Origin of the sequence: Kribbella koreensis (genome assembly GCF_039525325.1) — a bacterium.
Lineage (GTDB): Bacteria > Actinomycetota > Actinomycetes > Propionibacteriales > Kribbellaceae > Kribbella > Kribbella koreensis.
On record NZ_BAAAHK010000024.1, the window covers coordinates 178,786 to 202,953 of the forward strand.

The 24,168-nt window shown below is 67.6% G+C and carries 20 protein-coding genes; 9 read left to right on the forward strand and 11 right to left on the reverse strand.

From position 1 onward, the window contains the following. Positions 1–24 precede the first annotated feature (24 nt). The 3 genes from ABD116_RS40345 (at position 25) to ABD116_RS40355 (ending at position 5,477) form a co-directional block, all read left to right on the forward strand. A complete protein-coding gene (locus ABD116_RS40345; RefSeq protein ID WP_343983672.1) occupies positions 25–1,236 on the forward strand; it encodes a winged helix-turn-helix domain-containing protein in 1,212 nt (403 codons plus the stop codon). Positions 1,237–1,511: 275 nt separating this feature from the next. Continuing rightward, a complete protein-coding gene (gene secA, locus ABD116_RS40350) occupies positions 1,512–4,436 on the forward strand; it encodes a preprotein translocase subunit SecA (RefSeq protein WP_343983675.1) in 2,925 nt (974 codons plus the stop codon). A gap of 87 nt (positions 4,437–4,523) precedes the next feature. Next, positions 4,524–5,477 carry an NAD(P)H-dependent flavin oxidoreductase gene (locus ABD116_RS40355; protein ID WP_343983678.1) on the forward strand — a complete coding sequence of 318 codons (954 nt, stop codon included), beginning with the start codon at positions 4,524–4,526 and terminating at the stop codon, positions 5,475–5,477. Here ABD116_RS40355 and melA read toward each other — a convergent pair. The 6 genes from melA to ABD116_RS40385 are packed head-to-tail and all read right to left on the reverse strand — an operon-like array spanning position 5,467 to position 11,230. Beyond that, complete coding sequence (gene melA / locus ABD116_RS40360; protein ID WP_343983681.1) at positions 5,467–6,768, reverse strand: alpha-glucosidase/alpha-galactosidase; 1,302 nt, start codon at positions 6,766–6,768, stop codon at positions 5,467–5,469. The two genes, ABD116_RS40355 and melA, sit on opposite strands and share 11 nt — an antisense overlap. Then, complete coding sequence (locus tag ABD116_RS40365) at positions 6,765–7,364, reverse strand: PfkB family carbohydrate kinase (RefSeq protein ID WP_343983684.1); 600 nt, start codon at positions 7,362–7,364, stop codon at positions 6,765–6,767. Before ABD116_RS40365 ends, melA begins: the two co-directional genes overlap by 4 nt. Before the next feature lie 5 nt (positions 7,365–7,369). Then, positions 7,370–8,188, reverse strand: a complete 819-nt coding sequence (locus ABD116_RS40370; protein ID WP_343983688.1) for a carbohydrate ABC transporter permease — start codon at positions 8,186–8,188, stop codon at positions 7,370–7,372. Beyond that, positions 8,185–9,141: a carbohydrate ABC transporter permease gene (locus ABD116_RS40375; protein WP_343983692.1), complete on the reverse strand. Its 957-nt coding sequence runs from the start codon at positions 9,139–9,141 to the stop codon at positions 8,185–8,187. Before ABD116_RS40375 ends, ABD116_RS40370 begins: the two co-directional genes overlap by 4 nt. Continuing rightward, entirely contained in the window at positions 9,111–10,388 is a 1,278-nt protein-coding gene (locus tag ABD116_RS40380) for an ABC transporter substrate-binding protein (RefSeq protein ID WP_343983696.1), read from the reverse strand. Before ABD116_RS40380 ends, ABD116_RS40375 begins: the two co-directional genes overlap by 31 nt. Positions 10,389–10,429: 41 nt before the next feature. After that, the gene (locus tag ABD116_RS40385; protein ID WP_343983700.1) at positions 10,430–11,230 is read right to left on the reverse strand and encodes an endo alpha-1,4 polygalactosaminidase; all 801 of its coding nucleotides are present in this window, start codon (positions 11,228–11,230) and stop codon (positions 10,430–10,432) included. A 303-nt stretch (positions 11,231–11,533) separates the two neighbouring features. Here ABD116_RS40385 and ABD116_RS40390 point away from each other — a divergent pair, with 303 nt between their 5' ends. The 6 genes from ABD116_RS40390 to ABD116_RS40415 are packed head-to-tail and all read left to right on the forward strand — an operon-like array spanning position 11,534 to position 18,706. Beyond that, entirely contained in the window at positions 11,534–12,565 is a 1,032-nt protein-coding gene (locus ABD116_RS40390; RefSeq protein WP_343983703.1) for a LacI family DNA-binding transcriptional regulator, read from the forward strand. Beyond that, on the forward strand, positions 12,562–13,851 hold the full coding sequence (locus ABD116_RS40395; protein ID WP_343983706.1) for an extracellular solute-binding protein: 1,290 nt from the start codon (positions 12,562–12,564) through the stop codon (positions 13,849–13,851). The genes ABD116_RS40390 and ABD116_RS40395 overlap by 4 nt, the downstream gene beginning before the upstream one ends. Continuing rightward, complete coding sequence (locus ABD116_RS40400) at positions 13,848–14,744, forward strand: carbohydrate ABC transporter permease (protein WP_343983709.1); 897 nt, start codon at positions 13,848–13,850, stop codon at positions 14,742–14,744. Before ABD116_RS40395 ends, ABD116_RS40400 begins: the two co-directional genes overlap by 4 nt. Continuing rightward, complete coding sequence (locus tag ABD116_RS40405; protein ID WP_343983712.1) at positions 14,741–15,568, forward strand: carbohydrate ABC transporter permease; 828 nt, start codon at positions 14,741–14,743, stop codon at positions 15,566–15,568. Before ABD116_RS40400 ends, ABD116_RS40405 begins: the two co-directional genes overlap by 4 nt. A gap of 22 nt (positions 15,569–15,590) precedes the next feature. Beyond that, positions 15,591–16,649 (forward strand): glycoside hydrolase family 130 protein, encoded by a 1,059-nt coding sequence (locus ABD116_RS40410; protein WP_343983715.1) that lies wholly within the window; start codon positions 15,591–15,593, stop codon positions 16,647–16,649. Continuing rightward, entirely contained in the window at positions 16,646–18,706 is a 2,061-nt protein-coding gene (locus tag ABD116_RS40415) for a hypothetical protein (RefSeq protein WP_343983718.1), read from the forward strand. Before ABD116_RS40410 ends, ABD116_RS40415 begins: the two co-directional genes overlap by 4 nt. On the opposite strand, the gene ABD116_RS40420 is transcribed toward ABD116_RS40415, so the two are convergent. The 5 genes from ABD116_RS40420 to ABD116_RS40440 all read right to left on the reverse strand — a co-directional run bounded on the left by ABD116_RS40420 (position 18,696) and on the right by ABD116_RS40440 (position 24,059). Next, positions 18,696–19,730: an aminoglycoside phosphotransferase family protein gene (locus tag ABD116_RS40420; RefSeq protein ID WP_343983721.1), complete on the reverse strand. Its 1,035-nt coding sequence runs from the start codon at positions 19,728–19,730 to the stop codon at positions 18,696–18,698. The genes ABD116_RS40415 and ABD116_RS40420 overlap by 11 nt on opposite strands. Before the next feature lie 10 nt (positions 19,731–19,740). Beyond that, positions 19,741–20,427, reverse strand: coding sequence for a helix-turn-helix transcriptional regulator (locus ABD116_RS40425; protein WP_343983724.1), 687 nt, complete (start codon positions 20,425–20,427; stop codon positions 19,741–19,743). A gap of 57 nt (positions 20,428–20,484) precedes the next feature. Next, the gene (locus tag ABD116_RS40430; protein ID WP_343983727.1) at positions 20,485–21,243 is read right to left on the reverse strand and encodes a VanW family protein; all 759 of its coding nucleotides are present in this window, start codon (positions 21,241–21,243) and stop codon (positions 20,485–20,487) included. Between the two features lie 304 nt (positions 21,244–21,547). Next, positions 21,548–22,300 carry an Rv3235 family protein gene (locus ABD116_RS40435; protein WP_343983730.1) on the reverse strand — a complete coding sequence of 251 codons (753 nt, stop codon included), beginning with the start codon at positions 22,298–22,300 and terminating at the stop codon, positions 21,548–21,550. A gap of 1 nt (position 22,301) precedes the next feature. Beyond that, entirely contained in the window at positions 22,302–24,059 is a 1,758-nt protein-coding gene (locus ABD116_RS40440) for a LysM peptidoglycan-binding domain-containing protein (protein WP_343983733.1), read from the reverse strand. Positions 24,060–24,168: the final 109 nt, after the last annotated feature.

Below are 24,168 nucleotides of genomic sequence, written 5' to 3' on the forward strand. Positions count from 1 at the left end.
GTGGCGTCCGGCAGACTTCGTGAGGTGATCACCGAGGTGTTGTCGACGGCTCAGGCCCGGCGGATTGCCCTTGCCGCCCAGGGGTTCACCGACCCGCGCCCGAAAGGGGTGCCGGACATGCGGGCGCTGGCGCGCGTGCTCGGGCGGATCGGGCTGATCCAGATCGACTCGGTGAACGTGCTGAGCAGAGCGCAGTACCTGCCGCTGTACTCCCGGCTGGGACCGTACCCGCGGGAGCTGCTCGACCGGGCTTCGGGCAAGTCACCGCGGAAGCTGGTGGAGTACTGGGCGCATGAGGCGTCGCTGATCCCGGTGGAGACGCATCCGTTGATGCGCTGGCGGATGGCCCGGGCGAGCACCGAGGCGTGGGGTGGGCCGCGGTCGATCGCCGTCGAGCGGCCGGATCTGGTGAAGCAGGTGCTGGCGGATGTGCGCGATCACGGGCCGCTGACGGCTCGGGAGATCGACGACGACGTCGAGCGCGACCGGACCAACTGGGGCTGGAACTGGTCGGACGTGAAGCGGGCGCTGGAGTTCCTGTTCTTTGCCGGTGAGATCACGGTGGCGCGGCGGAACCAGCAGTTCGAGCGGATGTACGACATCCCCGAGCGGGTGTTGCCGGCCGCGGTGGTCGCCACGCCGACGCCGACCTCGGAGGAGGCCCACCGCGGGCTGGTCAGGATCGCGGCGCGGGCGCACGGGGTCGCGACCGCGCAATGCCTGAAGGACTACTTCCGTACTTCGCCGGCCCCGACCGCGCAGGCGATCGCCGAGCTGGTCGAGGAGGGGGAGCTGCTGCCGGTCACCATCCAGGGCTGGAAGCGCCAGGCGTACCTCCACCGCGACGCCAAGCTTCCGCGCCGGGTCAACACCCGGGCCCTGGTCAGCCCGTTCGACTCGCTGGTCTTCGAGCGCACCCGCACCGAGGTCCTCTTCGACTTCCGCTACCGCATCGAGATCTACGTCCCGGCCGAAAAACGAGTCCACGGCTACTACGTCCTCCCCTTCCTCCTCGGTGACCGCCTGGTCGCCCGGGTAGACCTCAAATCCGACCGCCCCACCGGCACCCTCCTGGTCCAATCCGCCCACGCCGAGCCCGGCGCCCCGGTAGAAACCGCCGAAGAGCTGGCAGCCGAACTGATCCAACTAGCCGGCTGGCTAGGCCTGGACCAGGTCCGCCTAGCAGGCGGCGGCGACCTGGCCCCCGCCCTGAGCCTCGCCCTCCGCGGCCAGTAGCCACCCGGAGCATCGGCGGCTCCGCCACCTCGCTCCGGAGAAGAAGCAGAGCGGGGGCAGCGCCGTCGCGGGCGTAGTACCGGAACTTTTCGGGGGGCTCGCTCGTGGGTGGGGCAAGGGTGCGACGTACGCCGGGGCGTGGGATGACGCTCACCGCCCAGTACCATGGGTGACGCCCGCCAGGCGGGCGGGCTGTGTTGTGTCCGTTACCGGATGAGCACGGTCAGGCACCCGCCGCATTGAAGGCTGCACAGTCAAGGAGTGGACCCCCCACGATGAAGGCGTTCGACAAGTTACTGCGGATCGGCGAGGGCAAGATCGTTCGCAAGCTCGAGACCATCGCCAAGGTGGTGAACTCGATCGAGGACGACTTCCTCGGCATGTCCGACGAAGAGCTGCGCGCCCAGACGGCCGACTTCAAGCAACGGGTCGACAACGGGGAGTCCCTGGACGGCCTGCTGCCGGAGGCCTTCGCGGTCGTCCGCGAGGCGGCCAAGCGGACCCTGCACCAGCGCCACTACGACGTCCAGATCATGGGCGGCGCCGCGCTGCACCTGGGCAACATCGCCGAGATGAAGACCGGTGAGGGAAAGACCCTGGTCGGCACCCTGCCGACGTACCTGAACGCGCTGTCCGGCAAGGGCGTGCACGTGGTCACGGTGAACGACTACCTGGCCCGTTTCCAGGCCGAGTGGATGGGCCGGGTGTACCACTTCCTCGGCCTCGACTACGGCGTGATCCTGCCGGAGATGTCGCCGGCCGAGCGCCGGGTGGCCTACTCCAAGGACATCACCTACGGCACCAACAACGAGTTCGGCTTCGACTACCTGCGCGACAACATGGCCAACTCGATCGAGGACTGTGTCCAGCGCGAGCACAACTACGCGATCGTGGACGAGGTCGACTCGATCCTGGTCGACGAGGCGCGGACCCCGCTGATCATCTCCGGCCCGGCCGAGGACTCCCAGCGCTGGTACGTCGAGATGGCCAACCTCGCAAACGTCCTCAAGCCGCGGTTCGCCGACGACAAGATCGCCGAGGACCAGCGCCCGGTCGCCGACTACGAGGTCGACGAGAAGAAGCGCACCGTCGCCATCCTCGAGCGCGGGATCGAGAAGGTCGAGGACCGGCTCGGCATCGACAACCTGTACGAGTCGGCCAACACCCCGCTGATCAGCTACCTGAACAACGCGCTGAAGGCCAAGGACCTGTTCCGCAAGGACAAGGACTACGTGGTCGTCGACGGCGAGGTGCTGATCGTCGACGAGCACACCGGCCGGACCCTGCACGGCCGCCGCTACAACGAGGGGCTCCACCAGGCGATCGAGGCCAAGGAAAAGGTCGAGATCAAGGAGGAGTACCAGACGCTGGCGACCATCACGCTGCAGAACTACTTCCGGCTGTACTCCAAGCTGGCCGGCATGACCGGTACGGCGATGACGGAGGCGGCCGAGTTCTCCAAGATCTACGGCCTCGGCGTCGTCCCGATCCCGACCAACAAGCCGATGATCCGGCAGGACCAGCGCGACCTGATCTACCGCACCGAAGAGGCGAAGTTCGAGGCGGTCGTCGAGGACATCGCCAAGCGGCACGAGACCGGCCAGCCGATCCTGGTCGGCACCACCAGCGTCGAGAAGTCCGAGCGGCTGTCCAACCAGCTCCGCAAGCGCAACATCGCGCACGAGGTGCTGAACGCCAAGCAGCACGCCCGGGAGGCCGCGATCGTCGCCGAGGCGGGCCGCAAGAACGCCGTCACGGTGGCCACCAACATGGCCGGCCGTGGTACCGACATCATCCTCGGCGGCAACCCCGAGCACCTGGCCGACAAGGACCTGCGCGCCCGCGGCATCGACCCGGTCGAGTCCGCGGAGGACTACGAGGCGGAGTACCCGAAGGTCCTGGAGAAGTTCGAGAAGCTGGTCAAGGACGAGCAGGTCGAGGTCCGCGAGGCCGGCGGTCTGTACGTGCTGGGCACCGAGCGGCACGAGTCGCGCCGGATCGACAACCAGCTGCGCGGACGTTCCGGCCGCCAGGGCGACCCGGGCGAGTCCCGCTTCTACCTGTCGCTGGAAGACGACCTGATGCGCCTGTTCAAGCGCGAGATGGTCGACTGGGCGATGTCGCGCAACGACGACGACACGGTGCCGCTGGAGAACAAGGTCGTCACCAAGGCGATCGCGTCCGCGCAGTCCCAGGTCGAGGCGCAGAACTTCGAGACCCGCAAGAACATCCTCAAGTACGACGACGTGATGAACCGGCAGCGGCACGTCGTGTACGACGAGCGCCGCCGGGTGCTCGAGGGCGCCGACCTGCAGGAGCAGGTGCTCGACATGCTCGACGAGACGGTCACCGGCTACGTGCAGGGCGCGACCGCGGACGGGTTCGCCGAGGACTGGGACCTGGACCAGCTGTTCACCGCGCTGAAGACGCTGTACCAGACCGAGATCACCGAGGACCAGCTGATCGAGGAGGCCGGCGGCGACCGCTCCGGGCTGACCCAGGACTTCCTGATCGACACCTTCATCACCGACGCCCGCGAGGCGTACGCGCGGCGCGAGGAGAGCCTCGGCAGCGAGGCGATGCGCGAGCTCGAGCGCCGGGTGGTGCTGAGCGTGCTCGACCGCAAGTGGCGCGAGCACCTGTACGAGATGGACTACCTGCGCGAGGGCATCGGGCTGCGCGCGATGGCGCAGCGCGACCCGCTGGTCGAGTACCAGCGCGAGGGCTACGACATGTTCGCCGCCATGATGGAGTCCATCAAGGAGGAGTCGGTCGCGTTCATCTTCAACGTCGAGGTCGACATCGAGGCGATGCAGGCCGACCTGGCCGCGCAGGCGGAGCTGGCCGAGCTGGAGGAGACCGAGGCCGAGGACATCCTGGTCCCGGGCGCTCCGGTCGCCGAGTTCCCGGGCCGGCAGGCCGCCGTCGATGACGACGACCGGCCGCAGGACAGCCCGCGTCCGCAGGACACCCCGAAGCTGCGTGCCAAGGGCCTGTCGACCGAGAGCCGGCCGCAGCGGCTGACCTACTCGGCGCCGACGATCGACGGCGACGACGAGGTCTCGGTGCACGCCGACGCGGTCGAGGGCGGCTCGCTGGAGTACCCGGGGACCCCGCGCAACGCGGTCTGCCCGTGTGGCTCCGGCAAGAAGTACAAGCGCTGCCACGGCGACCCCGCATCGGACGTCTACAAGAACTGATCGCCTGTACTGTCGAAGGCCCGCTCCTGGTTGCCCGGGGGCGGGCCTTCGTCGTTGTCTGGAGCCTTGCCGAGAGGGAGTGGACGGATGGGTACCTGGTTGACCGAGACGTTCGGGTTGTCGGTGCCGGTGGTCGGCGCGCCGATGGCGAACGTGAGCGGCGGACGGCTGACCGGCGCGATCTCGGCGGCGGGCGCGCTGGGGATGCTCGGCGCCGGATCCGCGGTGTCGGCCGAGTGGATCCGTACCGAGGGAGCCGTCGCGGCGGGGTTCGGCCGGCCGTACGGCGTCGGGCTGATGGCGTGGTCGGTGAAGGATCATCCGGACCATCTGGAGGCCGTGCTCGAGCTGAAGCCCGCGCTCGTCTCGCTCAGCTTCGGCGACTACAGCCCGTACGTCGAACCGCTGCGCGCGGCCGGCATCGTCGTCGCCACCCAGGCGGGCACGGTCGCCGACGCCCGCGAGGCGATCGCGGTCGGCGTCGACGCGATCGTCGTCCGGGGTGCTGAGGCGGGTGGGCACGGCCGCAACGAGGTCGGCACTCTCCCTTTGCTCCAAGCGATCCTGGACCTCACCGACGTACCGGTGCTGGCCGGCGGCGGCATCTCCGGCCCCCGAGGCCTAGCCGCGGTCCTGGCCGCCGGCGCCGCCGGAGGATGGATCGGCACAGCCTTCCTAACCGCCGAAGAGGCTCTCACCCCCGAACCTTCCCGCCAACGCCTGCTGGAAGCCGACGAGACCGACACCGTCTACGGCACAGTCTTCGACGCCGCCTCCCGAGCCGGCTGGCCCGACGAGTTCGGCGGCCGAGCCCTCCGCAACACCTTCTACAACACCTGGGAAGGCCGCGAAGAATCACTGAAATCAGACGAAGAAGGCCACGCCCAATACGTAGCCGCCACCAGGGCCGCCGACCCGACGTCAGCTTCTTTGTACGCCGGCCAGGGTGTTGGAGCCCTCCACTCCAACACCACAGCCGCAGAGGTGGTCGCCGGCCTGGCCACCTACAAGAACTATTTGAGGGCTGCTCTTACAGATTGATACGCGCTCGCAGGGCGGGTGCCAGGTAGTTGCTGTGGGCATCTGCCAGGTCGTTTGCCAGGGACCAGATGTCTGGCACCGTCAGGGTTGCTGCAGTGGCCGGGTCCACCATGAGCGCCTGGCGGATTGCGCGTGGGTCTTCTTCGAGGGCGGCTTTGACGACCAGTTCGTTGACGTTGATGTACGCGCGGTTGAGGGCGGCGCATTGGGGTGGGAGGGCGCCTACTGAGGTGGGTTGGACGCCTAGGGAGTCAACTAGGCAAGGGACTTCTACGACTGCGCCGGCTTGCAGGTTGGAGATCAGGCCGGTGTTCGGGACGTTGCCGTAGATGGTTCGGGGGGTGCCGGTGACGATGCTGTGGATGACCTGGGGGGCGTACTCCATGGTGCCTTCGACTGGTAGGGGGTCGCCGGCCTTCAGGGCATCGCGCGTGTGCTCGTACAGGGCGACGTTCTCCTCGACGATGCGGAGGTAGTCGCCGACGGGCAGGCGTAGGCGTTCTACCTCGGAGGCGTCGTGCAGGTACCACGGCACGTACTCCGACGAGTGCTCGCTGGTCTCCGTTGGGTAGTGGCCGAGTCGCTTGTACATGTCCACCCGCACCCGCCGGGCCAGCTCCGGGTCACGCGCGATGACCTCGTCCAGAGCCGGGTACAGATCGCGTCCTTGGTGCTCGAAGCGGAGTACCCACGCCTGGTGGTTCACCCCGGCGGCCAAGTAGGAGACCTCACCCAGCGGCACTCCCACCAACGCCGACAGGTCGTTCATCGTCCAGTAGACCGAGTGGCAGAGGCCGACGACATTCCGTACGCCGAGCGCCGACAAGTACCAGACGTTCATCGCCATCGGGTTCGTGTAGTTCAGCAGCCACGCATCGGGGCACAGCTCCGCGATGTCGGCCGCGAGCCCCCGGAGTACCGGGAAGGTCCGCAGCGCCCGGAACACCCCGCCGACCCCGAGCGTGTCCGCGATCGTCTGCCGTACGCCATACCGCGCAGGGATCTCGAAGTCGACCCGAGTCGCCTCGTTCATCCCCACCTGGACGATGTTGATCACGAAATCGCACCCGTCCAGCGCCGCGCGCCGATCCAGATGCGCGCTGATCTCCGGCGAGACCCCCAGCGAAGAAGCGATGGCGGCCGCCGCACCCGCAGCCGTGGCGAGTCGCTCAGGATCGATGTCATGCAAGGCGATCCGCAACGGGCCGAGATCCTTGAAGCTGAACAGATCGGCCAGCAGGCCCTGGGTGAAGACGACGCTTCCCGCGCCGATGAACGCGATCTTCGTCATCGCGCACTCTCCACGGCGATCGACAACGCGCGGTCCCGGCCGAGCCCGCTCAGCATCGCGGCGACATACGCCGCATCGAAGCCGTCCCCAGCCGGAAGCGCACCCACCGACCGAACCTTCGCCCCGTCATGAGCCAGCGCTCCGGCAGCACCATCCCGTACCACCACCAGCGGCCCACGCCGAGCAAGAATGCCGGCCGCGTCCGCCAGTACCGGATGGCCTGTCAGCGCATGCGCCGCAGCCGCGTTGAGCAGCAGCACATCGGTCACCCGCAGCGCCCCGTCCAGTACGACGCGATCCCAGCGCCCGGCCGGATCGTCGTCGATCGCCAGCGACGTGGAAGCCTTGCTGAACTTGGCCTCCTTGAACAGCACCGCAAGCCGGGAGCTCAACTCAGGAGTCCGGTAGAACGAGGTCACATGCAGATGCCGCGCCGACCGCAGCAACTCAGGCTCAGGCGATATCTCCTCCGAGACAGTGACGCTCAGCCCCAACCGGGCCGCACCCGTCGCCATCTGTTCGGCAGCGTCGCCGATCACCAACAACTCCACCCCCACCCCCGAGCGCAGCGAGGGGGTGTTTTTCTGTTCTGTCATATGTTTCAGCCTTTGAGTCCGGTAGATGCCAGCGATCGGATGAACGCCTTCTGCGCCAGCAGGAAGCCCAGCAGCACAGGCAGCACCGTGATGACGTTGCCCGCCATCACCGCCGCCCACTGGGTGTGGTGCTGGCCCTGGAAGGTCGTCAGGCCGAGCTGGAGTGTGTAGTTGGTGTCATGGTTGATGGCGATCAGCGGCCAGGTCAGGTCGTTCCAGGTGCTCAGGAACGTCAGCACCGCGACCGTGCTGAGCGCCGGCCGGGCCAGCGGAAGTACGACCGAGGTCAGGATCCGCAGCCGCCCGCAGCCGTCGAGCCAGGCCGCCTCCTCCAGCTCACGCGGCAAGGAGACGAAGAACTGGCGGAACAGGAACACCGAGAACGGCGTCACCAGCGACGGCACGATCAGCGCGCCGAGGGTGTCGATCAGGCCGAGCTCCTTCATCACCAGGAACGTCGGGATCATCGTCAGCTGGAACGGGATCACCATCGTCGCCAGCATCAGCCCGAGCATCAGCTTCGACCCGGCGAACCGCATCCGCGCGAAGGCATATCCACCCAGCGACCCGAGCACCAGATTGGCGCCCACGGCAACGGCCGAGACGATGAACGAGTTGAGGAACCACCGCGGGAACAACGCATTGCCCAGCACGAAGCGGTAGCCGTCCAGCTTGATGCCCGAAGGAATCAGCGCCGGCGGGAACCGGTTGATCTCCGCATTGCTCATCACCGAACTGACCAGCAGCCACAGCAACGGCAGCGCGAAGAGCAGGGCCAGCGGAGCCAGTACGAGATGCCAAGGACTGAAGGGCAGCCGCTTCATCGCGCCACCTTCCGCCGGTAGATCTGCAAGGCGAGCCCGATGACGAGCAAGGCGACGGCCAGCGCGTACGCCGCGGCCGCGCTGTAGCCGGCCGTGAAGGTCTTGAACGCCTTCTCCCAGATGAAGTACACGATCACCGTGGTCGAGCCGAGCGGCCCGCCCTTCGTTGTGACGAAGACCAGATCGAACACCTGCAACGCGTTGATCGTCTGGAACAGCACCAGGAAGATCGTCACCGGCGTCAGCGTCGGCAGCACCACGTGCCGCAGTACGCCGGTACGCCCCGCCCCATCGATCCGCGCCGCCTCGACCAGCTCGTTCGGCACCCCCTGCAGCCCCGCGAGATAGACGATCACGCAGAACCCGGTACCGCTCCACAACGAGATCGCGACGAGCAGATACAGCGCCTGCCCCGGATCGCTGAAGAACCCCTGCGCCGGCAACCCCAGCTTGTGCAGCACCGAGTTCGCAGCCCCGAACTCGGGGTCGAGCACGAACGAGAACAGCACCCCCTGCGCGGCCGCCGAGACGACGAACGGCACGAACACCAGGGTCCGGTAGAGGCTGATGAACCGGATCTGCCGATCCAGCATCAACGCGATCGCCAACCCACCGATCACACTGAGCGGCACGTACAGGACCGTGTAGAGCAACGTGTGCCCCACGGCGTCAGCGAAAGCGGGGTCGGCGGCCAGTGCCTTGTAGTTGGCCAACCCGACCCACGAGCTCGGCGAGACCAGATCGTTCGACTGGAACGACAGCAGCAGCGACCACAACACCGGTACGACGCTGAGCCCGATGATGATCAGCACGGACGGACTCACGAACGCCCAAGCGGTCGCCCCTTCACCCCGCGTACGCCGCTTCGCCGCCGCCCGCCGCGCTCGAGGGTCGATCGTGAAGGTACCGACGACGCTGGCCATCAGCTCGGCACAGCCAGGAGAGCGTTGCACGCCTTGACGCATTCACCGAGCGCGTCGCCCGGCGACTTCTTGCCCAGTAGCACCGCGACGGTCGCCTCACCGAGGTGCTGCGAGATCTGCGGGTACTGCGTGATCGTCGGCCGCACCCGCGCCGTCTCCAGCGCGTCGACGAACACCTGCAGGCCCTTGGTGGCAGACGCGTGCTTCTTCCACGCGGGCAGGGCGGCCGTCGTCGTGTTGACCGGCAGGCTGCCGGCCTGGATGTCCCACTGGACGTCCTGCTGCGGATCGTTGAGCCACTTCACGAACTCGGTTGCCGCCTTGACCCGCGCCTTGCCGTTGTCGAACACGGTCCAGGTGTCCGGGCCCGAGATGGTGACGGCCTTACCGGAGTACGTGGGAAGTGGTACGACGCCGTAGTCGATGCCCTTGTCGAGGACATCGGGGAGCTGCCAGGGGCCGGTGGCAACCATCGCCATCCGGCCGCCGAGGAAGACCTGGTAGAGCTGTTCGCTGCCCGGCTTGGGGTCGATGTACAGGGACTTGTCGGTGCGCAGCTTGTCGAGCGTACCGAGCACCTGCTCGCCGACCTTGTCGAAGCCGACGGACTTGCCGTCCTCGGTGACCACGTCGCCGCCGAGGTCCCAGATCATCGGCCAGAGCCGCCAGACCGTGTCCTCGTCGCCGACGCCCGGCCAGCCGGTGCCGAAGACACCCTTCGCCGGGTTGTTCAGCTTCTGGGCGGTGCTGACGAAGTCGTCCCAGGTCCAGCCTGCCTTCGGTTCCGGCACCCCGGCCGCGGCGAAGAGTTTCTTGTTGTAGACAACGCAGAGCGAGTCGAGCAAGGCCGGCATCGCCCGGACCTTGCCCTTGACCGTGACGGCGTCGCGTGCCGCCGGCCAGGCGTCCTTGAGATCCACTGTGGACAGGTCCACCACTTGTGGGCTGCGGGTGATGCTGGCGAGGTCCGACCCGAAGATGTACGCGATATCCGGGAAGGACCCCGCCGCCAGGCCCGCGGTGACCTTCTGCAGCATGCTGTCCGCCGTCACCCCACCGCCGCCGCCGACGATCTTGATCTGTGGATGCGTGTCGTTGAACTGCTTGATCAAGGCGTCGAGCGCCTTCTTGCCGGTGTCGGTCTGGCCGTGCCAGAGATCGACGGTGACGATGCCACCGGCCTCCTCGTCACCTGACTTGCCGCAAGCCGCGAGAGTGCCGGCGGCGGCCAGGGCCGCGGAGAAGCGAAGGATGTCGCGACGGGTTGGTGCAGACATGGGTTACCCCTAGGGCTGAGGCTTTTGGGTGGAAAGGTGGTTCAGCAGGTCTTGCGGACGTAACCGCTGGTACCCGGCGTGGAGACGTCGACGTCGCGCTGGACGATGCTCAACGTGGATCCGAAGCCGGAGCAGGCCCTCGTGCGGCCGGTGTTGGTGTACTCGATCACGATGACGTTGTTGCCGAAGTAGTCGACGTAGCTGCCGCACTCGCTGTACTGACCGCACTCCTCGGCGACCGCGAAGTCCAGGCCGACGCTGGTCCGGTACTGCGCCAGGTCGACGGTGTTCTTCTGCGCGATGGCCAGGTTCTTCACGTGCGCGTGGTCGGCCAGCAACTTCAGGTACGTCCGGGCCTGGGCCGTGGTGATCAGATTCTTCGAGCGTTCGTAGCTGTCGTAGTTGTCGGGCTCGATCGCCTTGTAGCCCTTGGTCGCGCAGCCGTCGATCCAGCCGTTGACCTTGGCTGCGACCCGGGCCGCCTTGGCGCCGCGGATGTCGAGCAGCGGTTCACCCCAGTCCTCGTCGATCACGAGGCGTCCGGCGGAGTCGCGCAGCAGCAGGTCGGAGTCCCACTGGCTCTGCTCGCCGGGCTGGACCTGGAAGGCGTTCACGTAACAGATGTTGTAGAGGCCGGCGGCAGGGGAGGCGGTCCGGTCGCGGGTGACGACCTGGACGCCGGCGGGTGGCGTGTAGGCGCCACCGATCTGGTAGTCGAACTTGGCGTGGGTGGGCGGGAGGGTGACGGCCGCTTCGGCGGCGGTCGGCATCAGGGTGAGGGCGGTGGCGGCTGCGACGGCGGCGGCCGCGGCGGCCCCCGTCAAACGGCGGAAACGGGACACGATTGCTCCATCGGTCCTGGGGACGCTACCCCGCCTCGGGCCGTCGCCCTGGCGCCTGAAAACCGGACTCCGAACATCGTTCGCTACCGGCTGGGTGCGTCACTGCAGCGGGGGCTGGGTGGCCCGGCGCTGATGGCTTAGTTAAGCGATCCCGTGACGCACCGTCAAGGGAAACTGCAAACGAGTGCGCGGAAACCTTCGGTTAGCGCATTCCCGTGCATTGCCCGCGAACCCTTGACGCCGACCGTTTATACCGGTTTAGTGAGCGATTAAACCGGTTTAAACACTCACCGAGGGACGCAGATGAGCAAGGAACGGCCGACGATCGCGGATGTCGCGACCCGCGCAGGCGTTTCCAAGGGCGCGGTCTCGTTCGCGCTGAACGGCCGGCCGGGACTGGCGCAGACGACCGTCGACCGGATCCTGGCGGCCGCCGACGAACTGGGCTGGCGGCCGAGCAACCGGGCCCGCTCGCTGTCGGTCTCGAAGGCGTTCGCGCTCGGCCTGGTGATCACCAGGGATCCGGGCGTGCTCTCCTCGGACCCGTTCTTCCCGGCCTTCATCGGCGGCGTCGAGAGTGTGCTCGCGCCCCGCGGGCAGGCCCTCGTGCTGCAGGTCGTCGCCCCCGGCGAAGGCGAGGAGGCAGGGTACCGGCGGCTGGCCCAGGACGGGCGCGTCGACGGCGTCTTCCTCTCCGACCTCCGGCACAACGATCCCCGGATCGACCTGCTGACCTCGCTCGGGCTGCCGGCCGTCACGCTGAACCGGCCCGAGGTTCCCTCGCCTTTTCCCGCGGTCTGCCTGGACGACCGGCCGGGCACGATCGCGGTCGTCCAGCACCTGGTCGAGCTCGGCCACCGCCGGATCGCGCACGTCGCGGGTCCCCAGGACTTCGTGCACGCCACGGCACGTACCGAAGCCTTCGTCTCCGCTCTCGCCGAGGCCGGTCTGCAGCCTGCCGCGATCGAGACCAGCGACTTCACGGCGATCGGCGGGATCGAGTCGACCAAGCGGCTGCTCGCCCTGCCGGATCGGCCGACCGCGATCGTCTACGCCAACGACCGGATGGCGATCGCGGGGATGGGCGCCGCGCAGCAAGCCGGGCTGCGGATCCCTGACGACCTCAGCGTGGCCGGCTTCGACGACAGCGAGCTCGCCGAGTTCGTCCATCCCGGCCTGACCACGGTGCGCGCCGATCCGCACGCCTTCGGCGAGGCAGCCGCACGCACTCTGAACCAGCTCATCGACGGCGACGGCAGCGCAGTACCGGATGTGGAACTGCCCCCGGCCCGCCTCATCATCCGGCGTTCAACCGCCAACCTGGAGGATTCATGAAACGCAAAGTCATGGCCGCTGTAGTGGCCCTCGGCCTGGCCGGTACGACGGCCTGCGGCAGCGGAGGCAGCGGTGGCAGCGCCGACTCGGCCGCCCAGGCCCGCGGCGAGATCACCGTCTGGATGTCGAACAACGCCGAGGAAGTGGCCTGGGGCAAGCAGATGGTGGCTGCCTGGAACGCGGCCCACCCGGACCAGAAGGTCACCGCGCAGGAGATCCCGGCCGGCAAGAGCTCCGAAGAGGTGATCGGTGCCGCGATCACTGCGGGCAATGCTCCGTGCCTGATCTTCAACACGTCGCCCGCGTCCGTCTCGCAGTTCCAGAAGCAGGGTGGCCTGGTGGCGCTCGACAGCTTCTCGGACGGCAAGTCGTACGTCGAGGAGCGGTCGGGCAAGGTCGCCGAGCAGTACAAGTCCACCGACGGCAAGTACTACCAGCTGCCGTGGAAGGACAACCCGGTGATGATCTTCTACAACAAGAAGATCTTCGCCAAGGCCGGTATCGACGCCGTGAAGCCGCCGCTGTCGACCTATGACGAGTTCCTCGCCACGTCGCGCAAGCTGGTCTCGTCGAAGGCGGCCAAGGTCGCGATCTACCCGGCGCCGAGCAACGAGTTCTACCAGTCCTGGTTCGATTTCTATCCCCTGTACGCGGCCGAGACCGGTGGCAAGCAACTCCTTGTCGACGGCAAGGCCCAGTTCGCGTCGGAAGAGGGTAAGAGGGTGGCCGGGTTCTGGCGGACGCTGTACGCCGACAAGCTCGCGTCGCAGGAGAAGTACACGGGCGACTCGTTCGTCGACGGCACTTCGGCGATGGCGATCGTCGGGCCGTGGGCGATCGCGACGTACAAGGGGAAGGTCGAGTGGGGCGCAGTACCGGTGCCGACGTCGGCCGGCAAGCCTGCCAACGAGACGTACACCTTCAGCGATGCGAAGAACGTCGCGATGTACTCGGCCTGCAAGAACCGTGGCACGGCGTGGGATGTGCTGAAGTTCGCGACCAGCAAGGAGCAGGACGGCAAGCTGCTGCAGGGCACCGGCCAGATGCCGTTGCGCGCTGACGTGGCCGGCACCTATCCGGAGTACTTCGCGAAGAACCCGGACTACAAGCAGTTCGCCGACCAGGCAGCCCGGACCGTCGAGGTGCCGAACGTGCCGAACTCGATCGCCATCTGGCAGACCTTCCGCGACGCCTACTCCAAGTCCGTGATCTTCGGGCAGCAGGACCCGGGCGCGGCCCTCGACGGCGCCGTCCAGAAGGTCGACCAGCTCGCCTCGGGGTCATGATCCGTCGCCGGCTGGGCGCAGTACTGGGCAAACAGCCGATCGGTACCGCGTTCGTCACGCCGTACGTCGTGTTCCTGGCGGTGATCTTCGCCTATCCGCTCGGATTCGCCGTCTACATGTCGTTCCACGACTACTTCTTCACCGCGCCCGGCGCGATCGTGGACCGGCCGTGGGTCGGCTTCGCGAACTACGCGACGGTGCTGTCGGATCCGGCGGTGCGGCGCTCGTTCGTGAACGTCGGGATCTTCTTGGTGATCAACGTTCCGCTCACCGTCGTCTTGTCGCTGGTCCTCGCGTACGCCCTGAACAGCGCGATCCGCTGGCGGACGTTCTTCCGGGTCAGCTACTACGTCCCGTACGTCGCGGCGAGCGTCGCCGTCGTCGGGGTCTGGCTGTTCCTGTTCAACTCCAACGGGCTGGTCAACTCCGTGCTCGGCCCGCTCGCGCCCGATCCGTCCTGGCTGGTCAACTCGAAACTGGCGATGCCGACGGTGGCGTTGTACGTGACCTGGAAGCAGCTGGGATTCTTCATCCTGCTCTATCTGGCCGCGCTGCAGAACGTGTCGAAGGACCTGTACGAAGCGGCGTCGATGGATGGGGCCGGCCGGCTGAAGTCGTTCTGGAACGTCACCGTGCCGGGGGTGCGGCCGGCCACCACGCTGGTCGTGCTGCTCGCCACGGTGACGGGGGCGAACCTCTTCACCGAGCCGTACCTGCTCACGGGTGGGGGTGGACCGGACGGTCACTCGGCCTCGCCGGTGCTGATCATGTACCAGAAGGGGATCGAGCAGGGCAATCCTGATGTCGGTTCCGCGATCGGAGTGCTGCTCGTGATCGGCGTACTGCTGCTGGCCCTGGCCGAACGTCGCTTCGTGGGACGGGAGGACCGATGAGGAAGTCATGGTTGCGGTTCGTGCTCCTGCTGGCCGGAGCTTTCGTCTTCCTGTTTCCCTTCTACTACATGCTGATCGGGTCGTTGCAGACCGAGCCGGATCCGTCGGTCAAGGGCGCGTTCCCGAATCCGTCGAACCTGACCGGGCACAACTACGTGGAGATCAACGCGGCGATCCATCTGGGGAAGTCGTTGCTGAACTCGGGCATCTTCACCGGCGGGGTCATCCTCGGCACGTTGGTCTTCGGGGTGCTGACCGGGTATGCGCTGGCCCGGCTGCAGTTCCGTGGCCGGGGGATGGTGTTCAACCTGATGCTGCTGGTCCAGGTGGTGCCGTTCCAGTTGCTGACGATTCCGCTGTACGTGATGATCGTGCGCAGCTACGGGCTGGCCGATTCGTACCTGGGGATGATTGCTCCGTTCGCGATCAACTCGACCGCGGTGTTCGTGTTCCGCCAGTACTTCCTGCAGTTGCCGCAGGAGCTGTTCGACGCGGCCCGGATCGACGGGGCCAACGAGCTGAACATCCTGTGGCGGGTGGCGATCCCGTTGGTGAAGCCGGCGCTGCTCACCGGCGTACTGCTGACCTTCATCGGGCCGTGGAACGAGTTCCTCTGGCCGTTCCTGATCACCAAACAACAAGACCTGCAACCGCTGGCTGTCGCGTTGTCGAACTACCTCACGACGGTATCGGCGCGAGCGGCCAATCCGTTCGGCGCCGTGCTGGCCGGGGCCTGTGTGCTGGCCGCTCCGGCGGTCGGGTTGTTCATCGTCTTCCAGCGTCGCTTCATCTCGTCCAGCCTCGAATCCGGGGTCAAAGGCTAGTTTCTGTTGAGAGGTTCCTGCTGTGACTGTTCCCTATACTTTGACGCGCCTCGGTGTCGTGATGACGCCGGAGCCGGGCAACTCGCTCGAATCCGAAGGGGTGCTCAATCCGGCCTCTGGCCATACTCCTGACGGTCAGCTCTACCTGCTGCCGCGATTGGTTGCGCCAGGAAACGTATCTCGGGTCGGGCTGGCTGCGGTCGAGCTGACTGACGGCGTACCGACCGGTGTGCGTCGCGAGGGCATCGTGCTCGCGCCGGACGAGGGCTGGGAGCGCGGGCTCAACAACGCCGGGGTCGAGGATCCGCGGGTGACGTGGATTCCTTCGCTGGGCAAGCACGTGATGACGTACGTGGCCTATGGGCCGCTCGGACCCAAGCCCGCGCTCGCGGTCTCGGATGACCTGCGTACTTGGCAGCGGCTCGGGCCGTTGCACTTCGAGTACCAGGCGTCGTTGGACACGGACCTGAACCTGTTCCCGAACAAGGACACGGTGTTCTTCCCTGAACCGGTGCCGGGGCCGGACGGGTCGCCTTGTTATGCGATGTTGCATCGCCCGATGTGGGACCTCGGGTGGTTCCGCGAGGGTGAGGGTGTGCATCTGCCGGCTGGGGTGAAGGATGACCGGCCGGGGATCTGGGTTTCGTTCGTGCCGGTCTCGGAGGTCGAGCGGGATCTGCGCAATCTCGTGCATCTGCGGGAGCACCGGCTGGTGGCGATGTCGGAGTACCCGTTCGAGGAGCTCAAGATCGGTGCTGGGCCGGCGCCGCTGCGGGTGCCGGAGGGGTGGCTGGTCATTCATCACGGGGTGACGGGGGAGCAGCCGAAGGGCTTCGATCCGACCACGCAGAAGGTCAGCTATGCGGCCGGCGCGCTGCTGCTGGATCCGCTCGACGTAACGCGGGTCCTCGATCGCACGGCGGAGCCGATCCTCGTGCCGGAGACCGAGGAAGAGCGGATCGGAACCGTCGGCAACGTCGTCTTCCCCACCGCCATCGAAGAGGTTGACGGCATCCACTACGTCTTCTACGGCATGGCCGACGCGAAGATCGGCGTAGCCAGACTGGACCGACTCCCATGACCCTCACCCGCCGAACCGTCCTCGGCACCTCCCTAGCCGCCGCAACCACCTTGGCTACCGCCGGCGCTGCCGCATCCGCCACCGCGAAGGCTTCTGGCATCGGCACCGCCTCGACCACTGCGATGTCTAGCGCGACCTATGGGCCCCTCACCAATCTCGCTCACCTCGACTACCTCGGGGCCGCGGTCTCACCTCCGCCTGCCGAGGGCCACTCGACCTACGGGTCAGGACCAGTCGGCGTGCTGTGGACCTACGCAGACCGCCGCGACGACGGCTCTTACGCCCGCGTCGGCGGCGGTGCCTACGATCCCGCCACCAACACCTACGGTCAAGGCGCCTTCAACGCCGACGACCTAGCGCGAGCAGCCGTCGTCTACCTGCGTCACTTCCAGCTCCGCGGCGATGCGCACAGTCGGGTCAAGGCGCACGGGCTGCTCCGCGCCTTGACCTTCCTGCAGACGGCTACCGGCCCCAACGCCGGCAACGTGGTGCTGTGGATGCAACCGGACGGCACCCTCAACCCCAGTGCCGACCCCGTGGAGCTACCGGACCCATCGGACTCCGGCCCGGCGTACTGGCTGGCTCGGACGGTCTGGGCGCTGGGGGAGGGCTATGCCGTCTTCCGCTCGGTAGACCCAGGGTTTGCCGCGTTCCTGCGTGAGCGACTCGAGTTGGCGATCGCTGCGCTGGAACGGCAAGTACTGGTCCGCTACGGCACCTGGAACATCGTCGACGGCCGCCGCGTACCAGCCTGGCTCATCGTGGCCGGTGCCGACGCCACCTCCGAAGCCATCCTCGGCTTGGCCGCCTACGTCCGCGCAGGCGGCTCCACCCGGGCCCGCCGCGCGCTGGAACGCTTCTCCGAGGCAGTAGCCGCCATGGCGGCTGGAGATAGCCAGACCTGGCCGTTCCGCGCCCTGCTCCCGTGGGGCGAGTCGATCTCCGACTGGCACGCCTGGGGCGCCCAGATGCCCTCCGCCCTGGCCGCCGCCTCAGCCGTACTCCGCAAGCCGCATCTCCTGACCCCTGCTCTAGGTGACGCAGCCGGCTTCACCCCACTGCTGATGACCGCCGGCGGCCCCGACAACGGCTGGCTCCCCGCGCCCATCGACCGGACTCAGATCGCCTACGGCGTGGACGCGCGCCTTCAGGCACTCCTCGGAGTAGCCACCGCCGCCAACCGTCCCGGCCTCCTCCAGGTCGCCACCTTCGTAGCAGCCTGGTACTTCGGCGCGAACCGCGCAGGCGCACCCATGTACGACCCAGCAACCGGCCGAACCTACGACGGCATCTCCACCGAGGGAGTCGTCAACCGCAACTCAGGCGCCGAATCCACCATCCACGGCCTCCTCTCCATGCTCGCCCTGGACGCCCACCCGACACTGGCAGCCCAAGCCCGCCTCCTGGGCCCCACCACCCGCACCCTCTCCGGCCTCCACACCCTAGAAGCCGAATCAGCAACCCTCACCGCCGGCGCCGCAGTGGTCACCCCACCGTCCCCCTGGACCGGCGAATCCCAATGGAGCAACAACTCCTACGTAGCCTTCCCCTCAGGCAGCAAGGCCCAGTGGACCCTGGCGCCAAGCGACCAGCCGCAACTAGCTCTACCCATCGTCGACGTAGTACCTGATCGCCAAGCGGGCCGAACCACCTGGTCAGCCAACGGCCATCCCCTCGGCTCAATCAACCACGGCACCGGAGGCCCGCAAGGCATCTCCGCCGCCCCCGGCGCCCTCCTCCCACGCACCCTCCCCACCTACCTCCCCGCAAAGGGAACCCTCACCGCAACAGCTTCCGGTTCCACCGCTCTCCGCGTGGACGCAATCCTGCTTCTGCCTCTGGTCTCGAGGCTTCAGCTGAGCTCGGCGTCGTCCACCGCCATCCTGCTGACCAGCGTCGACACCCATCCGCGCTCGCACGCGGTGACTGTCGGATCGGCTCGCCGGAGTACCGTCTCCGCCTACGACAAGTCCGGCGCCCTCAAGAGCCGGTTCACCACCACCGCCCGGACCTTCAAAGCCCCAGTCCAACCCGGAGGCTTCACCGTCATCCTTTGAGCGCCTCCGCACACCAGTCAGCGACCCACTTCAACGCGAGTCCACGCTGCTGGAAGAGGTACTGGCTGTCAGCATCCTGGTGATAAGCCTTGTGAGACGAGTCGGACGCCCGCCCGAGCAACCCGGGCAGGAGCCATGCGTACTTGACGGCCGACGCCATCACCGACCGCCGTACGACGTCCGCCTCGCCTCGCCACCCACCCTCCCGAAGTCCCTCGAGATAACTCTCGATGCAGGTTTCGGCCAGCTCCGGCAACCGCTCAGCCGGCCAGAACAGATCGAACACCGCATCGGGAATGTGATTGCCGATGTCCTCCCCGACCGCGCCGTCCCCACAGAAAGCCCAATCCAGCAAGGCGATCTCGCCATCCGCCCGCCGGATCGCATTGCTCACCCAAAGATCCAGATGACACCCCGCCCGCGGCGCCTGCTCGACGATCGTCAGCAGTTCATCCCGCTGAGCAACCACCCGCTCCCAACCCTCCCGGAGCCCCGCCGGCCAATTCTCAGCCACCAACGGCTGCCGCCACGCCGCATCGTCGGACAACAACCCCCACGGCACTTCACGGCTAGTCGAGTACTCCCGCAGAAACCCCACCGAAGTCCAGTCCCGAACCACCGCCGGCCGAGCCTGCCACCGCCCCACAGCCCGAGCCAACGCCGCATGATCCGCCAACCCGAACTCAGTCCCCGCAAGCCCAGCAACATCCTCCAGATAGAGCACCGCCCCACCCGCAACCTCCTCCACCTCCGCCGCAGGCAACACCAGCCCAGTGCCGTCGAGCCGCGCGCGCACCTCGTCGTCGAGATAGACCTCGACTTCTCGCCGCCAGTAATTCCAGTGCCGAGGATCCACCGACGCCGCCCACGGCCGACCGGCCGACGGTTGCGCCGGCTGGCGGAGTTCTTTGCGGATGTAGGTGCTGCCGTCCTCGCGGGTGATGCGTTCGACGGTGGCGGTGACTGCGTTCAGAGGATTGTGGCGGAGCGTCGTTGCCGTACCAGGCTCGCGCGAAAGGCTCATACAGCGATTGTCAGGCCAGCAGAGTCCGCGGCGGCACCCCGGCCAGCGCCGTCACCTCGCGGGTGAAGTGCGCCTGGTCGGCATACCCGGTCCGCGCGGCCACCTCCGCGAGCGACAGTCCCGTCCGCGCCCGCTCCAGCGCGAGATTCAATCGCAGTACGCGATCCAGCATCTTCGGCCCGTACCCAAATGCATCCAGGCACCGCCGGTACAACTGCCGCTCGCTCAACCCCACACTCCCCGCCAGCGCCCGTACGCCGACCCCGCGCCGAACCTCACGCAGCACCTGCCCCACCAACCGATCCGGCGGCCCGTCGAACAACCCGCCCGCCGCCTCCTCCAAGGCCACCCCCGGATCGGCACCCCTCCCGATCCGATCGGCCAGCCGCCGGCTCCGCGCCGGTGACCAGACGTCAGCCAACGGCACCAGCGAGTCCAGCACCTCCCGAGCCGGTACGCCGAAGAACCCCGGCGCCGTCCCTGGCGCGAACCGCAGCCCGGCGAACCGGATCCCAGCCTCAGCCGCCCCCACATGCGCCCGGCTGTCAGGCCCAGCCACCGCCAACTCGCCCTCGATCCAGAGCAGGTCCATGCACCCGTCCGGCAACACCCGATACTCGCTGCCATCGGCAGTACGCGTCCACAGCACAGCCCCCGGCAGCGCTGCCGGCCGCTCGCGATAGGCCCCTGCGTCCATACCCCCGAGTCTGCAACCCCGCACCGACATTTTCACGCGGCGGATCGAGAAATCAGGTCAGCTGGCCGGTGGGTACTGCCGGAGGTCGACGTCGATGACGTCCACGCCGGTCGGCATGTACTTGACCAGGGCAACGTTCTCCTTGAGCAGCTCCTCGCCGATCGCCGCGCCGGTCCGGCGGTCGATGACGGTGCGCCAGATCTCGTTGCGGCGGAAGTACTCGGTGCCGGCCCGCAGGAACCGCTCGCCGCGGGCGAACACCCGGTACGACGAACTCGTCGATCGCTCGGCCAGGATCTCGCCTTCCAGGTACCGCTCGCCGACGCCGACCCGGAGCTGGAACGTCTGGTCGGTGTCGTTGCGGAACTGGAAGTCCACGTAGTTGTAGACGATGCTGCAGCCGACACCCCAGGGCAGCACGCGGCCGTTGTCCGGGAACGGGTCGAAGCTGTGGTTCGACCGCTGCGTCACGGTGAGCGGCGAGTGCAGGACCATCCAGTGCAGCAGGTTCGCGAGCTGGCAGATGCCGCCGCCGATCCCTGGCTTGGCCTGGCCGTTGGACAGTCGCATGCCCTTCACATAACCCTTGCGACGGGTCGCGTTGCCGACCAGCTTGTTGAAGGAGAACGTCTCGCCGGGCTTGATCAGTACGCCGTCGACCTGCTCACAGGCGAGCTTCAGATTGGTCACCTTGTTGTGCTGCATCCACATCTCGGTCTCGCCGAGCTGGCGCAGCAGCAAAGACTTGTGCCGCTTCACACGGACCGGCAGGTCCACTGCTCGCCGGTCCCGCGCGTACGGTGTACTGGACCTCATCCACTCGATCCGCCGCCGAGCCCGGTGGTACCGGACCGCGACCGGATAGAGCGCGGGAAGCCGCTGCGACCAGCGTCGCTCGCCAACTCGAGGCAACACCCGAGCCAGCTCCGCGGGAGAAAGTTCAGCTGGTGTGGCGGTGTCCGCGATGGACAGGGTGCTGGTGGTGCTCTTCTGCATTCGTTCCCCCGGAACGGACTGGATCGATCCCCTAGACCGATCTCGCAACGCTACGCCCGGCCATGCGACAGCTCAGTGACAGTGAATGCACGATCGGGTTGCATGGGGTGTGACGCCGCGAACCTCAGCCAAGTTCGAGCGCCGTGCAGACCCAGCGGTTTCTGTGCACTTCCAGGCGAAGCGCCATCGCGCGGGAGCGGTCGCCGTACCGGACATGAGCCGAGACCTCGGCAACCTCGGTGGCCGGCGTCGACACATGCACCGACCGCACCGCACTACGCTCCTTGGCGCTCCGCCCGGTCGCGGTCGTCGTCAGCCCCAGCACCCGAACCCTCCGATTGAGGTCGCTGAACACCACGGTGTCGGTGAACCGAATCAACTGCCCGATCGGCCGGTCCCCCGCAAGCACCTCAGCCACCGCCTGCACCAACCGCCCAGCCCAAGCCTGCGCATCAGGCAACGAGGGCCCACCCCTCACCAACCGCAAAACCGGCGGCGCCGGCACAGGTTGGTAGTCCGGCGCCTCGTCATACCGCAGAGCCAAAGCCCCCTGAGTCACCGGCCCGGTCGGCCTGCCTGGCGCGGCAGCATTGGCCCGCCGCCGCGCCGCCAGCACATCCCGCCCAGCCGGCCCAACCTCAGCAGCCGAGCCCTCCCCAACAGCAGCGCTTGCCCCAACGCCGGAACTCTCCTCAACGCCGGAACTCTTCTCAACGGCGGAGCTCTTCCCGTCGGTGCCGGCGCGCTTGATGCGAGAGCTGGCCTTGTCGGTCAAGGCGTTCCCGGCCGTGGGCGTGTTCAGAGCACCAACAACTCCTTCGACCGCAGGAGTGTTCTTGGCGGTGGGGACGGGGGTGAGTTTGGGGTGGTTGCTCATGTCACTTCTCCTGGTGGGTTGGCGGCACGGGATGGCCGGGTGCCGGTGGGTTGAGCACCTGGCCGGGGAGGATCAGGTCGGGGTTGGGGCCGATGAGCTGGCGGTTGGCCTCGTACCACTGGGGCCAGCGGGCTGCGATGGCGTCGGCGGATGCGCCGGGGCCGAGCTCCGCGGCCGCGATCGACCAGAGTGAGTCGCCCGTCTTCACCACATGCGACGCAGCACGCGCCAGCCGCCCGGACTGCAGATGCGTATACCGGGTAGGAGCCCCACTAGTAGGCCGATCCGGAACCGCAATCTGCCCAGTCACCGGCACTCCGGGACGGCCCGTTCCTGCACGCCCTGCCTGCGGCCCACCGGAACGCTCTCCCCGTGGCCCGCCGGCACGCCCCGCCGTAGGGTGCTCGGTCTCCGGCAACCCGGTGTGCCCGGTCGCGGTGCGCCCGCTGCCCGGCCCGGTGTGTCCGGTGGTGGCGCGTCCGCTTCCCGGCTCGGTGTGTCCGGTGGTGGTGCGTCCGCTTCCCGGTACGCCGGTGGGGCTGGTGGCCGGGTCCGGTACTTCGGTACGGATCGTGGGGGAGCCCGGCACTCCGGTGTGTCCGGTGGTGGGGCCCGGTACTCCGGTATGTCCGGTGGTGGGGCCCGGTACTCCGGTATGTCCGGTGGTGGGGCCCGGTACTCCGGTATGTCCGGTGGTGGGGCCCGGTGCTTCGGTACGTCCGGTTGCCGCGCGTCCGGTCTTGTCCGATGTTGCGGTGCGATCGGCCGGGGACTGCTTCGTGGGCGCCGGGCTGCTTCGAGTTGGTGGCTGAGCGGGGTGGTTCGTCTTGCCAGGCGTTGCCGGGATGGCTGGCGTGCCTAGCTGGACGGAGGACGGCTTCTCGGGGGCTCGCCAGTCGGTGGGTGTCCCGTCGCTGACCTCAACGGTCGAGCCGGGCTCGACGGAACTCCACGGGCGGGAGCCTGCTGGCGGCTCCGAACCCGAGCCGCCTGACGCAGCCGGAGCGGCTGAAGTGGCGGGCAGAGGCTGGGTGGTCAGGTTGGCGTCGGTGACCTTGACCGTCGACTGGGGCTCAGTTGAGTCCCAGGGGCGGGAATCGGCTGGGGTGCGGGGACTGGTGGGGCGGAGCTCGATGGTGGATTGAGGTTCGGATGTGGTCCAGGCGCGGGTGGCAGTGGTGCGGGGCTGGGGGGCAGTGGCGGCCCGCAGGGCAGAGGTGGTGGCGGGCCAGGGGGTGGAGATGGTGCCGGGGTGGGAGATGGCGCCGGGGTGGGAGGTGGCGCCGGGGTGGGAGGTGGAGGTGGTGCCGGCACTGAGGGTGGTGCCGGGGTGGGAGGTGGAGGTGGTGCCGGCACTGAGGGTGGTGCCGGGGTCGGATTGGGGGGCGGGAGCGGTGGAGTGGTGGGGGGCGGGGGTGGCGTGGGCTAGGCCGATGGTTAGTGGGGTTACGGCTGCTACGCCTAGGGCGGAGCGGAGTAGGGCTCGGGAGCCTTGGGATGTGATCTGGGTGGCTACGAGGGAGGCGCCTCGGCCGAGCGCGCCGGGGAGCTGTTCCAGGACCGTGGCGATGACGGCTACGGCTAGCCAGCAGTAGGCGAGCCAGGCGACTGCGCCGATGGCGACGGCGGCCATCGAGGTGAGGTCTGCGGCGGTGGCTGCCTCGAGCGAGCCCGCGGTGACCCAGTGCAGGAGGAGGCCGAGACCGGCCAGCGCGGCGAGCGCGATCAGCCCTTTCAGTCCACGGATCGTTGCGTTCATCCGTTTTGACCTCCGATCTATGAGTTTGCGTGAGTTTGCTTTGGCTTGATCAATATAGACCTGCCTAGACCGGTCTTGGCAAGTCGAAAATCGTCGATCGGCATCACGG